Raw genomic sequence first — 15,239 nt, 5'->3', positions numbered from 1 at the left:
TTATAAACTTGAATTAGTATAATTTTCTATTATCGGTTTAAGTTTTATCTGATGCTCAAAATGTTGTCTATATAATTCTAATAAAGTAAAAAGATCCTCAAAATCATCAATATCAATTATTATAAGTTTAAAGTTTTTGAAAAAAGGGTATTTGTCTAAATACGAATAATTTAATTCCATTGACGTCGGAACAAAAATTGAAATATTCTTGAAATTTATAGTTTTGTCAAAATTTAGGTATTCTGTACAGTTAATTATTTTTTGTACTTCACTGTCAATTATAGATAAATCATTATTGAATATAAAATAACAAAGAGTATCAGTCTCATAATTATAATAGTATCTTAATTGACTTGTAAATTCTTCAATTTTGATATTGAAACTTTCTAAATAATACTCTAAAGGGTCAAAAAATTTACGGTGTATATTTTTAAATGCCTCAACATTGATGTCCAAATCTTTTTTAGTATTCGTGAAGAGTTCAAATAGAGCTTCATCCTTTAATGCCGTTTCTAAATTTTTCTTTTCTGCTTTCCCAAAAAGAATATCAGAAATCCTTTGTATTAATAGTCTATTACTTGTCACATCTGTTTCTTTAGACAAGCTTTTCAATATAGTATCTGTATCTTTAGTAGAATCAAAAACCTCTTTTAGATAGTTAATTAGAGTAATTTTATCATTCTTTTCAGTAATTGGATTTATGGGAATGATATGCTTATAAATACGGGTGTATAGCGCTTCATTTGTTATTTGAATTATGTTACTATCCGTACTGTCTGTCATTGCAAGAATTAGATAATGTCCTTTAATCTTGTTGGAAAGATCAATTAATTCCCTTAAGGAAGTTAGAAAATGAGAAAATCTTATTTTTGATTTTTCTCTAATCTTTTCTACTTCATCAATACAAAAAATAATGTATTTGCCTGTTTGCGATAATATATTTAAAAATAAAACTAATATTTCCCTGCGCTCATAATCTCTTAAAGGTCGTAAGTCCTGCTTATCAAAATATCTTTTACTATTTAATCTTCCAGTACCTAAATAGAATAGGTTTTTAATTTCAGCAGGATCATTAGAGGAGAACAACTTTTCTGTATATTGTTCGATTGATCCAAAATTGTCATTATAATTATTGGCAAGTGATGCATAAGTAAATTTTTCATTTATCAGCTTTTGAATACTCTCGACAATATAATTAGTATAATTATCTTCAATTATTCTTAATAAATTAATTATAATATCAAAATTATCAGCATCAGCTCTGTAATACAAAACCTGAATCTCATCATGTTCACGATAGTACAGAGATAAATACTTTAATATATTAGTTTTACCATTACCATAATTTGCAGTAATTATAGAGGTTTGAAATCTTTCTTTTTTTATGTTGTCAATTTTTGCCTTAATATTCTCTTTAGCCTGATTTTGATCAACAATAAAATAGGGTAGTTCTGGTACTTTACCTTCTTTTATGTCTGCTTTAAAACTTTCTGATCGATTTTGGGGAATTTTATCCCATAATGGATACTGTGGCATAACTTTTATTTATTAAGCTCTTTAATTTTAATATTTACAACAGGTCTATTTCCAATAAAATACTGATTTTTACCGGATATTGCCTGAACAACGTTATTAAAGAATATATTATATTTATTTTTTTCTACTTCATAGAATTGCGAAATAAAACTCTGAAATGTTTTTTTTCCCATCTTCATTTTATTGGCAATTTCTTGTAAGGATATAAAACCTAGTTCATTTTTTGAAGTAGTTTTATAAACTTCTACAAAAAAATCAATTTTCTTTTGAAATTTACTTTTTGAAACAATTTTTTCTTTGTAATAATCATCAACTTGATTTTTCACTTTTAAATACAAATCTCCAAAGCCATCCAGTTTCATAATTTCTAGGAATGCTTTTTTTATATTAAAATTCTTGTCAAGAAAATCTAAATCATTTATCCAATGTTCTCTCACTTTACTAAAGTTTTTCTCATTACTAGCTTCGGTATACCTAAAATGTTTAATATCAAATTTATCAACAAGAAAGTCAAAATGTATTTCTTCAATACTCAAATTCTTTATTTTTTTCTGAAACTTTTGTAGTAATGATAGTGAAATGAAGAAATGAAAATCTTTTTTAACAATTGAACTAAATATAACCTCTCTTTCTTTTTTACTGAGTTTAAAAGAATTACTTCTAAAACTCATTAGTATTTCACCCATATCTGTTAGCTGATTATCGCCATCTACAAAACTTAATTTGTCTTTTGCAAGGTTGATAAAATATGAAGTGGCTTTATATGTACTAAAAATAGACCTTTCGATATCATCTTTTCTTTTTGTAAGAGCTTCATTGATTATTTTCTTTTTTCTCTCTTTTGGAACTCTAATTATGCTATTGTATGATTTTTTTACTGACTCAAATGATGGAATACCATGAGTTAGTGATCCCGTAGGATTTTTTTTATAAAGATTATATAACTTCTTTATGATATATATATAAAACTCAATATAAAAATCCGATTTGGATATCTCATTTTTTTTATTTTTGAGACTTATGAATTCACACACCCATTTTACCGAATTTAAATTTTGATTATAGGGCCTATGTAAACTTTTTATATAAATTATCTCTCTCACTTGATTAAAATTCAAGAAGTAAAATTAATAAAAATTAGATGAAAAATTATTTAATATTCTTTTTTATTAAAACAATTTTAAACCACTGTTTTACAACATTATATATAATTAAATTTAAGTATTCCCGCGATATCGATTTTTTTTGCATTAAATGTTATTTTTTTTTATTCCGTAATCATCTGTCAAAAACGAATTGATGATTATTAGTTTTAAAAAAAAATTAAATAATCATACTTAGTTTCGCTTTCATAATTTATTTGGTTTTTAATTTATATTTATCGTTTGCATTTTAATAACATCACTTGGCTTCAAGATATTTAGAGATGTTAAAAGAGTAATCATTAGAATCTGCAATATTGTTTTCAACTTTTTTCTTTGCTTTTAACCACCGATCTGTCACATCTCTTTGAGACATTAATATTTTCTCGGAAGTATTATTGATTTGGTCTTCGGTATTGATATAGTACTGGGTAAATACCTATTTCACTGGATAACTGTAATATTCTGCAGGAATAGTACACGATTTCAATTCATCTATTACCCAGTTTTCATTCGGTTTTCAGTTGTATTTAGTCTTGGAGTTTGCAATAGAACTTAAAACCGGATCCAAAAGAATCAGATGTACTTCTGCAATTAAGTTCGTTCCCATTATTAAGAACAAGAATAACTTCTCCTTCAATAGTAGCAGATTTGTAAATATTTTTGATATTATTTTTTAAAATGCCTTTGAATCCATAAAGTGTAGATATTGGATTGTTATTTCTTCCTATAGAACTGCTTAATACAATGAAATTACTGAACTTATTTTTTTCGACTAAAAATTTTTCTGTTCCATCTTCATTGAAGTATGAGGTATCTAATTCGTTATTGGTTGATTGTTTATTGCAGTTGATGAGTGCTAATGAAGCAAATAGAATTAGTAGTAATGTAGAAAATTTGATAACTGATTTAATAGATATTTGAGATAACTGATGTTTAGACATATAAACAAGACTTTTAGAAGGAACTAATATAAAAATATTCGAGGATATATAAAGATTTTGGAAGATTGACGAAAATGGAAATTTTCTCAATCTCTTTAGGTAAAGGCAACACAGATATAAAATAGGAAAATAACTTCTGTAGTTTTATAATCACAAAATCATTTTAATTTTTATTTTAAAATAGAACCACATCTTTGCGAAGTCAATCTAGCAAGGCTTTTCCGAGGAAGTTTAAGCGTATATTTCAGCGTTGTAGTTTTTGGAAATAAAAAAGCCCCATAAATAGGGGCTTGTCGAGTTTTTGTAGTGGTCCCACCTGGGCTCGAACCAGGGACCACCTGATTATGAGTCAGGTGCTCTAACCAACTGAGCTATAGGACCTCAAAACTTGGTTAAATTTTGTGCTTGCAAAAATAGTAAAATTTCTTTCACTACAAAACTTTTTATGACTTTTCTTGACAAAGTTCTACGAGCACTCCGTTGGTGGATTTAGGATGAAGGAATACAACTAATTTGTTATCAGCACCTTCTTTCGGCTCTTCGGAGATAAATTGAAAACCTTCTTTTTTTAATCTTTTTACTTCTTCGACGATATTTTCAACGCCAAAAGCCAGGTGATGGATGCCTTCTCCCTTTTTATCGATGAATTTTGAGATGGGACTTTCCGGGTTGCTGGCTTCAAGAAGCTCGATTTTGCTTTCACCGGTTCCATAAAACGAGGTCACTACTCCTTCCCTTTCTACGGTTTCTTTTTTGTAGGAAGGTTTTCCTAAAAGCTTTTCAAAAAGTTCATCGGAAACCCCTAAAGATTTTACGGCAATGCCGATATGTTCTAACTTCATAAGTAAAATACTATAATTAAATCGTAAATTTGAAATACCCATTACATTTCAAATGAGCAATTCAAACAAAAGTACTAAATTTGCATAAATTATGGAAAGTAACAGACAAAGAAAAGTAGCACAGATTATACAGGAAGATTTTGCAGAATTATTCCGCAAACAGGCAGCTGACAGCAAACAGAACATTCTGGTTTCTGTTTCCGATGTTAAAGTAACTGCAGACCTGGGAATAGCAAAGATCTACTTAAGTATTTTCCCTCAGGAATTCCGTTCAGATATTATGAAGGAGATTGAGGAGAACAAACCTCAGTACAGAAATTTCATTGGCCAGAAAATGGCTAAACAAGTTCGTATCATTCCACAGCTTAGTTTCTATCTTGACACTTCTCTTGATGATGTTGAAAAACTGGAAAAAGAATTAAGAGGCGAGGGAGACAATCCTGTATTATAAATTTTGAAAAACATTGCATTCTATATTGCTTCCCGATACCTTTTAGCAAAAAAAGGAAGCACTGCCGTTACCTTCATCACATGGTTATCCGTGGGAGCAATGATGGTTGCCGTTACTGCAATGTTTGTCATTATTTCAGTTTTCTCGGGCCTTGAGGATCTTAATAAAGATCTGATCTCTAATCTTCATGCGGATCTTACGATCAAGAGCTCTGCAGGCAAGACCTTAAAGAACCTGCCGAAAATTGAAGATCTTCTTAAAAAAAACAAAGATATTACCAGCTTTTCCCGTGTCATTGAGGAAAAAGTATACATTAATTATAACGGTAAAGGAGACATTGCCTATCTGAGAGGAGTGGATTCAGCTTACACCGTAGTCAATCCCATCAATAAAGACGTATTTTACGGCAGCTACCCAAGTTTCGATTATTCGAATGAGGTATTGATGGAAAATTCACTGGATAACAGGCTTTCGATTCCCGTAGCTTCTTCAAAGGATTATGCCACCATCTTTATGCCAAAACCAGGACTTGGGATCATCAATAAAGAGGATGATATTTATAATAAAAAAGACATTCTAGTGACCGGTATTTTTCCGGGAAAAGATCAGCTGGACAGTTACATCATTTCCCCGATTGAATTGACGGAGCAACTATTGAACCTGCCCAAAAATTCAGCCTACCAGATCGTCATCAAGTTAAAAAATCCTGAAAATGCAGATGTCGTTAAAGGTAAATTACTTTCTACTTTAGGCAAAGGGATTGATATCAAGACCAAAGAAGAAGAAAATGCTGCTTTCTGGAAAATGATCAATACAGAAAAGCTTTTCATCTATTTGATCTTCGCGTTGGTTATTTTTATCACGACCTTTAACCTGGCAGGAGCCATTATCATTCTGCAACTGGATAAAAAAGAACAGGCCAGATCACTGATCTCGCTTGGATTCCCGTTAAGCCACCTGAGAAGAATTTATTTCTACACCGGGGTTCTTATTGTAATATCAGGGATTATTTCCGGGTTGATTCTGGGGACAGCATTGTGCTATTTCCAATTGTTTACAGAATTTTTTAAAGCCAACGAGACATTGCCGTTCCCGGTAAAGATCGTAGGTAAAAATTATATCATTGTAGCCGTTACGGCATCTCTATTCGGCTTCATTATTTCATGGGTATTTTCAAAAATAAGCAAGGAATATATTACTAAAAATTAATATACGTAAGATCGTATTTTCTTTACCTTTGCGACCCAATTTTTAAATAATGAAACGAATTTTATCTTCTTTTTTATTGGTATTAGCTTGTTTTTATACATTAGCACAAATACCTGCAGGCTATTATGATTCGGCTGTTGGATTAACCGGTCCTTCATTGAAAACACAACTTAAGGAAATTATTTCTACCGGATATGTTCAACATACCTATAACGACCTTTGGGATGCCTATCAATCGACCGACAAAGACAATTTTTACGAGATGGATGGCACCGTTCTGGACATCTATTCCGAAAACCCTACGGGACCGGATAATTATAACTATACCTTTATAGTCAATCAATGCGGCAGCAACAATGGACCTGAAGGAACCTGCTACAACAGAGAGCATATTGTTCCTCAGAGTCTTTTCAGTGAAAACCTTCCCATGAAATCTGACATTCATTTTATACGCCCTACGGATTATAAGGTGAACGGCATGAGATCTAATTACCCTTTTGGAGTTGTAGACGTACCAACATTCGTTTCCCAAAACGGATCCAAGCTTGGAAGTTCTGCTTCCGCGGGATATACAGGTATTGTATTTGAACCTAACAATGCTTTTAAGGGCGATATAGCAAGAATGGTCCTTTATTTCGTAACAAGATATGAAGCCCAGCTTTCTACTTTCAGCACAGGGAATATTCTGGGAGGTTCTGCTTTCCCGGGGCTTCAATCCTGGGAACTTAATCAGTTGCTGGCATGGCATGCGGCAGATCCGGTGTCACCGGAGGAAATTGCTAGAAATAATGCATCTTATGCTTATCAAAATAACAGAAATCCTTATATCGACCACCCTGAATATGTGGCACTGATCTGGGGAACTCCGGTTATCGATACCCAGGCGCCAACAGCAGCGACCAATCTGATAGCCAACAACCCTACTTCTAACTCCATGTCATTGAGCTGGACGGCAGCAACCGATAATATAGGCGTAATTGGCTATGATATTTATGCAAACAATACATTCAAAACTTACGTAACAGGAACTACGGCTGTGGTTTCCGGATTATCTCCGTCTACTACGTATGATTTCTATGTAATTGCTAAGGATGCAGGCGGAAATTCATCTCCTCAGAGCAATATCGCACAAGGGACTACCTTGGCAGCACCGGCAGGAGGAAGTTGCGGAACCGAAACTTTTGATGCCATACCAACCGCTCCTAATCCTAGTTCTTATATCGATAGAACATGGACGAGCAACGGAATTACGTGGAACGCTACCTCTGCGAGAACTGATGAAACGATCAATGGAAAATCCATCACGATCAAAAACGGAGTCTTAACAAGCTCTACCATTTCAGGAGGAGTACAAAGCTTAACACTAACGACTCAGTTGAAGTATAGCGGAGCTGCCGGAACATTAAATGTTGAAATCAATGGAAACCTTGTAGGTACCATACCTTATAGTGCCTCCGTACAAACAACAACGATCAACAATATCAATGTTACCGGAAATGCTGTGATCAAAATCATCACAACATCATCTCCAGCAAACAGAATTGCCATGGACGATCTTAGCTGGACGTGTAATTCCACATTAGCGACTGTTGATGTAAATAAAAATTCATCATCATTTGTGGTTTATCCTAACCCGGTGAAGAACAATGAGCTTTATGTAAAAGGTGAACAGCTGAATAAAATTTCCAAAGCAGAGATTTATGATCTGTCGGGAAAACTGATCCGGGTGATTAACAATCCATTCAAAAATTCTAACAAAATTCATTTAAATGGACTGATCAAAGGAAATTACATCCTAAAAACAGACAACATTTCTGCAAAATTCATTGTGGAATAATCTTAAAAATATTTTAATCTATAAAGACCGATTTGTTCGGTCTTTTTTTTATTTTTGATAGATGGATTCCAATAAAAAATTAGGCTTAGTAGGAAGAAATATTTCTTATTCTTTTTCCAAAAAATTCTTTGAAGATAAATTCCAAAAACTAATGCTGAAAGGCATCTCCTATAGTATTTTTGATCTTCAGGAAATCGAAGAGGTTGAAAACCTGTTTTCAACACCTGGGCTCCTGGGCTTTAATGTGACCATCCCGTATAAAGAAAAGATCATCAATTATCTGGACAATTTGAGTGAAGAAGCTGAAAAAATAGGCGCTGTAAACTGTGTTTTAATTGAAGATGGAAAGAAAACGGGTTATAACACGGATGCTTTCGGATTTGAAAAAACCCTGCTTCTCCATAAAAAACCACACCATACTTCGGCATTGATTTTAGGTGATGGCGGAGCCGCCAAAGCGGTACAATATGTATTGGATAAAAATGGCATTTCTTCACAGACCGTTTCCAGAAAGTCTATATTAAATTTTGATAATCTGGATACAGAAACAGTAAACAACCACAAGCTGATCATCCAGACCACTCCCGTGGGTACATTTCCGAATGTTGAGGATTGCTTAAAATTCCCATTTGAGGGACTTTCCCGCGAACATTTGATCATCGATCTGATATACAATCCCAATTACACGAAGTTCATTATTAATGCTTCGGAAAAAGGAGCAAAGACTGTAAATGGCTATTATATGCTTGAACAGCAAGCAGAAAAAGCTTGGGAAATTTGGAATTTTCAAAAAAAATAACATAAATTAGTGCATTAATTGGCTTTTTAGCTACGTGCGACAGATAATAAACGCCATTCACATAAAAGATTTGCTATGACAACAGAAAATAACCTTTCTGAAAACGAAGAAAGTAAAAATTCTATCGAAGGATCAAATGAAGAAACTTCAGAAAACACTGTACCTCAGGAAGAAAACCAGCATGATGATGCTGAACATCTGGAAGAGGAAGCAGATACTGATATTTCTTTGGCTGATGCATTGAAGGAAATGGAAAAAATCATCAACGCTCCTAATGCGGGCGAGGATGTAAAAAAATTCAACCAGTTAAAAGAAAAAGCAAGTCATTACATCCATGATGAAGTGGAGGACAAAAAGCACGAATATCTAGAAGCCGGGAATGCTCCTGAAAATTTCAGCTATGAGCACCCTTCTCAATCTAAGCTTTCGGCTTTGGTTAATATCTTCAGAGAAAAGCATGACAATTTCCAGAAAGGACTGGAGGAAGAACAAAAAAAGAATCTGGAACACCGTCAGGGAATTATTGAAAGGCTTAAAAACCTTTACACCAATTCCGAACCCAATACCAATTTATTTAAATCGATCCGCGAGATCAAAGAAGACTGGTCTAACGCGGGACAGGTAGCAAAATCTGAATTTAAAATCCTTAACAATAATTATTTCCACCATCTGAATCAATTTTATCAAATGCTGGATTTAAATAAAGAATTTCTGGAGCAGGAATATGGTCATAATCTTGAAAAAAGACAGCATATTATTGCCCGTGCTAAAGAACTGGAAAATGAGCCCGTTATTCAAAAAGCGCTGAATGAGCTGCAATATCTTCATAAGCTTTGGAAAGAAGAGGCAGAACCTGTAGCGGAAGAATTCCGTGAAAAAACATGGGAAGAGTTCAAAGAAATTTCGAATAAGATACACGAAAGAAAATCTGAGCTTTCCGCAGCCATAGAAACTGAACAGAATGACAATCTTGAAAAGAAGAACAAGATTATCGAAGAGATAAAGAAATTATCCGAACCTGCGGAAACTCCTAACCATAATTACTGGCAAAATGCGATCAGAAGAGTTGAGGATCTCCGTTCAGAGTTTTTGAAAACGGGAAGTGTTCCAAGAAAGTTATCCAACCAAAACTGGAATGATTTCAAAACCACTCTAAGGAATTTCAATACGACAAAGAACAATTATTATAAATCTTTGAAGGGTTCTCAGCAAACCAACCTGGAGGAAAAATTAAAACTGATCCAGACTGCCAAGGACAATATGAATAATGAAGAATGGGATATTGCCGTTCCATTATTTAAAAAGCTTCAGGAAGACTGGAAAAAAATCGGCCATGTTCCAAAAAGCATGACCAACAAGATCTGGGATGAGTTCCGTGATGCCTGCAATACTTTCTTTAATAATTACAGAGAAAAAAGCAATGCATCTACAGATAACTGGAAGGAGAACTACAAACAGAAAAAAGAGCTTCTTGAAGAGCTGAAAACGATCTCTAACGATGAAGGAAGTATTGAAAAAATAGAGACGATAAAAACAGCATGGAATAATGTAGGAAAAGTTCCTAGAGATAAGATCTCTATCAACTCCGAATTCAACAAAACTTTAAGAGAAAAATTAAAGCTGAATAAGATCAATGAACTGGAGTTGAAAGAAGACGGTCTTTCTGAAAATCAATTAACCGATAAGGCAAGAAAAATGAAGAGCCAGATCTCTGACCTGGAATCAGAAATCGTTAAATTAGAGAACAACCTTTCATTCTTCAATAAACCTTCAAGGGACAATCCTCTTTTAGCAGATACGTTCAACACGATTGATGAGAAGAAAGCTCACCTGGAAACTTTAAAACAGAATCTTCACAACATTATTGTCGGAGAATAACAGATAAAAAAATAACACCCAAGGCGAAGCAAAGAAATTTGTCTTCGCCTTTTTTATATTATGCAGGACGAATTATACATAAAAAGATGTATCGAGCTCGCTCAAAAAGCTTTGGGCAGAACATATCCTAATCCTCTTGTAGGAAGTGTGATTGTACATAACGGCGAAATTATTGGAGAAGGCTATCATCACAAAGCCGGAGAACCTCATGCAGAGATCAATGCAATCAATTCCGTAATCAATAAGGATCTGATTCCTCAATCTACCATTTACGTATCCCTTGAGCCCTGTGCTCATTACGGGAAAACTCCACCATGCGCATTAAAGATCAAAGAACTGGGATTCAAAAAAGTGGTGATCGGGGCGATGGACTCTCATGACAAAGTGAACGGGAAAGGCAAAAAGATCATTCAGGATGCCGGAATAGAAGTCATTTCAGGGATACTTGAAAAAGAGTCTGTTGAGCTGAACAAAAGATTCTTTACGTACCATGAAAAGAAAAGACCTTATATTATTTTAAAATGGGCTGAGTCAAAAGACGGATTTTTGGATAAAGATTTTAAACCGATTTCAATTTCAAATTCACTGGTCAATCAGTTTGTCCATCAACTACGAGCTGATGAACATGCCATTTTAGTAGGTACACAAACCGCACTTAACGATAATCCCGGCCTTACCGTAAGAAATGTCGAAGGAGTAAATCCTGTCAGAATTTTAATAGATCTCAACCTGAAAGTCCCTGATAATTTTAAGATTTTCAACAAAGAAGCCAAAACGTTGGTTCTTAATTCTATCAAAGAAGGAAACGAAGAAAATATCCACTGGATCAAAATCAGAAAGGATGATTTCATTTCTGACCTGATGGACATCCTGTATCAGGAGCAGATCCAATCCGTTATAATAGAAGGAGGGCGTTTTACCCTTCAGCAATTCATTGATGCCAACCTTTGGGACGAAGCTATCGTTATCAAAAATGAAAATCTCATCCTTGAAAAGGGAACACAAGCCCCTGAATTCCATTCAGAACCTTTTAAAACCGAAACCGTAAGAGATAATACGATAGCTTTTCATATTTCTCATATGGTGTAAGTGTTTTAAACTGAACCCGTAGTTAAATTATACGAGTCTATTAGGGTTTCAAACTAAAGCATTTTATACTTTTGTACTTTTAAAGCCGGCCATAATGATGCATGAATACAAAACCATTGATAAACCCATCGAAAACACTTTAATCAAGGAAAAGGGAAGCAAATTCATCGGATTTGCTTATCCCGTTGCGAACGAAAATGAACTTAAGGACGCGCTTGAAAAAGTAATAACCGAGCATCCTAAAGCGACACACCATTGCTACGCTTTCAGAATGGGTCTTCATGGTGAAAATTACCGAGCAAATGATGACGGGGAACCTTCGGGAAGTGCCGGGTTACCAATCTACAATCAACTATTAGCCCATGAGATCACCAATGTTCTCGTGATTGTAGTCCGATATTATGGAGGAACTAAACTGGGCGTATCAGGTCTTGTGAAAGCATATAAAGAGTCTGCAAAGTTAACCCTTGAAGAAGCCAATATTATTATACGGGAACTGGAAACAGAAGTTGAAATCCGATTTAATTTTAATCAGCAAAATACCATTTTCACTCTGTTGTCAAAATTCGATGCAAAAGTCCTGAATTTTGATGCGAATGAAAACTGCATCCTTACCGCCTCTTTAAAAACGGCACAAAAAGAAAACATCTCAGATAAATTATCCGAGATGCAATATGTATCCTTTACATTTAAAGATTAATTTCTTCGGCCTCCCATCAGGATCGACAACCAGTAAAGAAGTTGTACCAGTGATCCGATAGCTGCAACTACATAGGTTCTGGCAGCCCATTTTAAGCTGTCCTGTACTCCTACATATTCTTCAGGAGTTACGGTTCCTGTATCTTTAAGCCATTTCATCGCCCTGTTACTTGCATCGTATTCTACAGGAAGGGTGATAAAAGCAAATAAAGTAGTCACGGCAAACAAGGCTACGCCAATTGCCAGGACGGTTGTATTCCCATTTGGATTCTCAATTGTTCTGCTGGCAGCCATAATGGCAATACCTGCAAAAATGACAAACTGCATTAAATTAGAACTGATATTCACAATAGGAACTAATTTTGACCGCATCTGAAGCATGGAATACCCTACTGCATGCTGTACTGCATGGCCGCATTCATGAGCAGCCACTGCGGCTGCCGCTGCATTCCTCTGCATATACACCCCTTCCGAAAGGTTGACCGTTTTATCTGCTGGATTATAGTGATCTGTTAATTGTCCGGGAACCGAAATTACCTGAACATCATTAATTCCGTTATCTCTTAACATTTTTTCAGCCACTTCTTTTCCTGAAAGGCCATTTCGAAGGTGTACATTGGAATAATACTCAAATTTGGATTTCAACTTTGATGAAACATACCAACTCACCAGCATTGTAATCCCAATAATTACATAATAACCAATCATTTTAATAAAATTTTATAGATATTTTTTAACCTGTAAGATGTAAAAACTGTGCCAAAGTATTACATTTTATTTATTTATATTTGCCTTTTAATTACCCCAGAAAAACCATGTCTAAAGTTTCAATTCTAGAAGTAAAAAACCAGAACGAATTAAAACAGTTTGTGATGTTCCCCATGGATTTGTATAAAAACAATCCTTACTATGTACCCTCATTTATCAAAGATGAAATGAAGATCTGGGACGCCAAAGAAAATCCAGCACTGAATTACTCGGAATCAAAACAATACCTTGCCTATAAAGACAAAAAAGTAGTGGGACGTATTGCCGTGATGATCAATCACAAGGAGGAAAAGGAACTGGGCATAAAAAAAGTTCGTTTCGGGTGGATCGATTTCATCGATGACAAAGAGGTTTCTGAAGCATTGATCCAAAAAGCAATTGACTACGCAAAAGAGCATCATATAGACATGATCGAAGGTCCTATGGGATTTACCAACCTGGATAAAGCAGGAATGCTGACCATGGGATTTGACAAACTGGCGACCATGATCGGAATTTACAATCATGATTACTATCCTAAACATCTTGAAAGCCTTGGCCTTACCAAGGAAAAGGAATGGGTGGAATTTGAAATGGAATTTCCTAAAGTCCTTCCTGAAAAAGTAGAAAAATTCAGCGGCTTGATCGCTCAAAAATACAAACTGAAAGTCCTGAACTTCAAATCTAAAGAGGAAATTCTTCCGTATGTGGAACCTATGTTTAAGCTTTTGGATGAAACCTACAAGCACCTCTCCACGTACACTCCTATTTCCGACGAACAGATCAAAACATACAGAGAAAAATATTTCCCGTTTATCGATAAAAACTACGTGATCTGTGTTGTTGATGAAAATGATCAGCTGATTTCTTTTGCAATCACGATGCCTTCTTATTCGAAAGCGTTACAGAAATCAAAGGGTAAACTATTCCCGTTCGGGTGGTGGCATTTTTTACAGGCCGGTAAAAAGAATGACCGCGCTAATTTCTATCTTATCGGTATTCATCCGGAATACCAGAGAAGAGGAGTTACGGCTATTATTTTTAAGGAAATTTTCGTCCGTTTTACCAGCATGGGAATCAAATTTGCAGAAACCAATCCGGAACTGGAAGAAAACAAAAGTGTGCAACTGCTTTGGCAGGATTACAATCCGGTTAATCATAAAAGAAGGAGAACCTATTCACTGAAGATCAATAGCTGATAAGGTACGAGGTTCGTATTGCCGGATTTTCAATTCCGGTTATAAACATAACATAAGTTTCAATTTGATAATTTAAACCAATGATTTTCAACCCTGAACATCGACACATACATCCATAAATCGAATTTCACATCCCGAATCTCGTCACTCACAATTAATTACTCAAACGTATAACTCCTCTCCTATGAAACCACATCTCATCGTCTTCGCTATTTTAATTGCCGGGTTTATTATTTACAACTTTTTTTTCCAAAACGGAGACGATAAAACAAACACGGTAATCAATATTATTTACGCCAGTATCCTTTTCGGTTATATTTCATTTATGGCTTACTCTTTACTCAAAAAAATGCAGAAATAACCGTTATTTTTATTAATTCTAAATTACCGGTTTTTCCTATTTTAACTCCACATTTAAGGTTATTAATTTCATGCTTTCTTGTTTATTCGCTAAATTTGCAAATTGAGATAATAATGCAAAAATGAATTTACCTGAAAGTTATATTCCGATCCTTATCCAAGCTGCCGTTGCCATTGGTTTTGTAGCTGTTTCATTGCTTGGAGCGCATTTCTTAGGACCTCGTCAGAAGAAAGGAAATTCTGTGAAAAATCAAAGTTGGGAGTGCGGTGTTCCTGTTGAAGGAAATGCCAGAACCCCTTTTTCGATCAAATATTTCCTTACAGCTGTCTTGTTCGTTCTATTCGATATCGAAATCGTATTTTTTTATCCATATGCCGTTAACTTCAGAGAATTCGGATTCGAAGGATTCCTTGCAGTCCTTACCTTCGTGGCTATTTTCTTCGTAGGTTTTATCTATGTATGGAAACGTGGCGCGCTAGATTGGGATAAATAAATTTTAACATTAA

Annotated in this window: 14 protein-coding genes and 1 tRNA gene; 9 read left to right on the top strand and 6 right to left on the bottom strand. The window is 34.6% G+C overall.

The genetic code is table 11. The annotated features are described in order from the left end of the window. The 5 genes from G9C87_RS17870 to mce form a co-directional block, all read right to left on the bottom strand. Nucleotides 1-1,536, bottom strand: coding sequence for a hypothetical protein (locus G9C87_RS17870; RefSeq protein ID WP_172283704.1), 1,536 nt, complete (start codon nucleotides 1,534-1,536; stop codon nucleotides 1-3). A gap of 5 nt (nucleotides 1,537-1,541) precedes the next feature. Then, a complete protein-coding gene (locus G9C87_RS17865) occupies nucleotides 1,542-2,654 on the bottom strand; it encodes a hypothetical protein (RefSeq protein WP_172283702.1) in 1,113 nt (370 codons plus the stop codon). A gap of 554 nt (nucleotides 2,655-3,208) precedes the next feature. Then, nucleotides 3,209-3,622: a hypothetical protein gene (locus tag G9C87_RS17860; protein WP_172283700.1), complete on the bottom strand. Its 414-nt coding sequence runs from the start codon at nucleotides 3,620-3,622 to the stop codon at nucleotides 3,209-3,211. Nucleotides 3,623-3,929: 307 nt separating this feature from the next. Then, nucleotides 3,930-4,003 (bottom strand) — tRNA-Ile (locus G9C87_RS17855). Nucleotides 4,004-4,065: 62 nt separating this feature from the next. Then, complete coding sequence (mce, locus tag G9C87_RS17850; protein WP_172283698.1) at nucleotides 4,066-4,464, bottom strand: methylmalonyl-CoA epimerase; 399 nt, start codon at nucleotides 4,462-4,464, stop codon at nucleotides 4,066-4,068. 91 nt (nucleotides 4,465-4,555) lie between these two features. Here mce and rbfA point away from each other — a divergent pair, with 91 nt between their 5' ends. The 7 genes from rbfA to G9C87_RS17815 all read left to right on the top strand — a co-directional run bounded on the left by rbfA (nucleotide 4,556) and on the right by G9C87_RS17815 (nucleotide 12,427). Next, entirely contained in the window at nucleotides 4,556-4,915 is a 360-nt protein-coding gene (rbfA, locus tag G9C87_RS17845; RefSeq protein ID WP_172283696.1) for a 30S ribosome-binding factor RbfA, read from the top strand. Between the two features lie 3 nt (nucleotides 4,916-4,918). Next, nucleotides 4,919-6,124, top strand: a complete 1,206-nt coding sequence (locus G9C87_RS17840) for an ABC transporter permease (protein WP_172283694.1) — start codon at nucleotides 4,919-4,921, stop codon at nucleotides 6,122-6,124. A gap of 49 nt (nucleotides 6,125-6,173) precedes the next feature. Next, complete coding sequence (locus G9C87_RS17835; RefSeq protein ID WP_172283692.1) at nucleotides 6,174-7,961, top strand: endonuclease; 1,788 nt, start codon at nucleotides 6,174-6,176, stop codon at nucleotides 7,959-7,961. 61 nt (nucleotides 7,962-8,022) lie between these two features. Further along, nucleotides 8,023-8,760: a shikimate dehydrogenase family protein gene (locus G9C87_RS17830; protein ID WP_172283690.1), complete on the top strand. Its 738-nt coding sequence runs from the start codon at nucleotides 8,023-8,025 to the stop codon at nucleotides 8,758-8,760. 75 nt (nucleotides 8,761-8,835) lie between these two features. Further along, nucleotides 8,836-10,638 carry a DUF349 domain-containing protein gene (locus G9C87_RS17825; RefSeq protein WP_172283688.1) on the top strand — a complete coding sequence of 601 codons (1,803 nt, stop codon included), beginning with the start codon at nucleotides 8,836-8,838 and terminating at the stop codon, nucleotides 10,636-10,638. Nucleotides 10,639-10,698: 60 nt separating this feature from the next. Next, nucleotides 10,699-11,727, top strand: coding sequence for a bifunctional diaminohydroxyphosphoribosylaminopyrimidine deaminase/5-amino-6-(5-phosphoribosylamino)uracil reductase RibD (ribD, locus tag G9C87_RS17820; RefSeq protein WP_172283686.1), 1,029 nt, complete (start codon nucleotides 10,699-10,701; stop codon nucleotides 11,725-11,727). Between the two features lie 97 nt (nucleotides 11,728-11,824). Next, nucleotides 11,825-12,427, top strand: coding sequence for an IMPACT family protein (locus G9C87_RS17815; RefSeq protein WP_172284173.1), 603 nt, complete (start codon nucleotides 11,825-11,827; stop codon nucleotides 12,425-12,427). Here G9C87_RS17815 and G9C87_RS17810 read toward each other — a convergent pair. Further along, nucleotides 12,424-13,134 (bottom strand): zinc metallopeptidase, encoded by a 711-nt coding sequence (locus tag G9C87_RS17810; RefSeq protein ID WP_172283684.1) that lies wholly within the window; start codon nucleotides 13,132-13,134, stop codon nucleotides 12,424-12,426. The genes G9C87_RS17815 and G9C87_RS17810 overlap by 4 nt on opposite strands. A gap of 107 nt (nucleotides 13,135-13,241) precedes the next feature. Here G9C87_RS17810 and G9C87_RS17805 point away from each other — a divergent pair, with 107 nt between their 5' ends. Both G9C87_RS17805 and G9C87_RS17800 read left to right on the top strand, forming a co-directional pair. Continuing rightward, nucleotides 13,242-14,372 carry a GNAT family N-acetyltransferase gene (locus G9C87_RS17805; protein WP_172283682.1) on the top strand — a complete coding sequence of 377 codons (1,131 nt, stop codon included), beginning with the start codon at nucleotides 13,242-13,244 and terminating at the stop codon, nucleotides 14,370-14,372. A gap of 482 nt (nucleotides 14,373-14,854) precedes the next feature. Further along, complete coding sequence (locus G9C87_RS17800; protein ID WP_172283680.1) at nucleotides 14,855-15,226, top strand: NADH-quinone oxidoreductase subunit A; 372 nt, start codon at nucleotides 14,855-14,857, stop codon at nucleotides 15,224-15,226. Nucleotides 15,227-15,239: the final 13 nt, after the last annotated feature.

The organism is Chryseobacterium sp. LAM-KRS1 (genome assembly GCF_013184525.1).
Taxonomy (GTDB): domain Bacteria; phylum Bacteroidota; class Bacteroidia; order Flavobacteriales; family Weeksellaceae; genus Chryseobacterium; species Chryseobacterium proteolyticum.
The sequence above is the reverse complement of the archived record's forward strand: the minus strand, read 5'-3'. Positions and strand labels throughout refer to the sequence as shown.

Bases quoted from the DNA above. Each gene is read 5' to 3' on its own strand.
- G9C87_RS17810 (WP_172283684.1), bottom strand. From the start codon at position 13,134: ATGATTGGTTATTATGTAATTATTGGGATTACAATGCTGGTGAGTTGG.
- G9C87_RS17825 (WP_172283688.1), top strand. From the start codon at position 8,836: ATGACAACAGAAAATAACCTTTCTGAAAACGAAGAAAGTAAAAATTCT.
- G9C87_RS17835 (WP_172283692.1), top strand. From the start codon at position 6,174: ATGAAACGAATTTTATCTTCTTTTTTATTGGTATTAGCTTGTTTTTAT.
- G9C87_RS17815 (WP_172284173.1), top strand. From the start codon at position 11,825: ATGCATGAATACAAAACCATTGATAAACCCATCGAAAACACTTTAATC.
- G9C87_RS17805 (WP_172283682.1), top strand. From the start codon at position 13,242: ATGTCTAAAGTTTCAATTCTAGAAGTAAAAAACCAGAACGAATTAAAA.
- G9C87_RS17870 (WP_172283704.1), bottom strand. From the start codon at position 1,536: ATGCCACAGTATCCATTATGGGATAAAATTCCCCAAAATCGATCAGAA.
- G9C87_RS17860 (WP_172283700.1), bottom strand. From the start codon at position 3,622: ATGTCTAAACATCAGTTATCTCAAATATCTATTAAATCAGTTATCAAA.
- ribD (WP_172283686.1), top strand. From the start codon at position 10,699: ATGCAGGACGAATTATACATAAAAAGATGTATCGAGCTCGCTCAAAAA.
- rbfA (WP_172283696.1), top strand. From the start codon at position 4,556: ATGGAAAGTAACAGACAAAGAAAAGTAGCACAGATTATACAGGAAGAT.
- G9C87_RS17830 (WP_172283690.1), top strand. From the start codon at position 8,023: ATGGATTCCAATAAAAAATTAGGCTTAGTAGGAAGAAATATTTCTTAT.
- G9C87_RS17800 (WP_172283680.1), top strand. From the start codon at position 14,855: ATGAATTTACCTGAAAGTTATATTCCGATCCTTATCCAAGCTGCCGTT.
- mce (WP_172283698.1), bottom strand. From the start codon at position 4,464: ATGAAGTTAGAACATATCGGCATTGCCGTAAAATCTTTAGGGGTTTCC.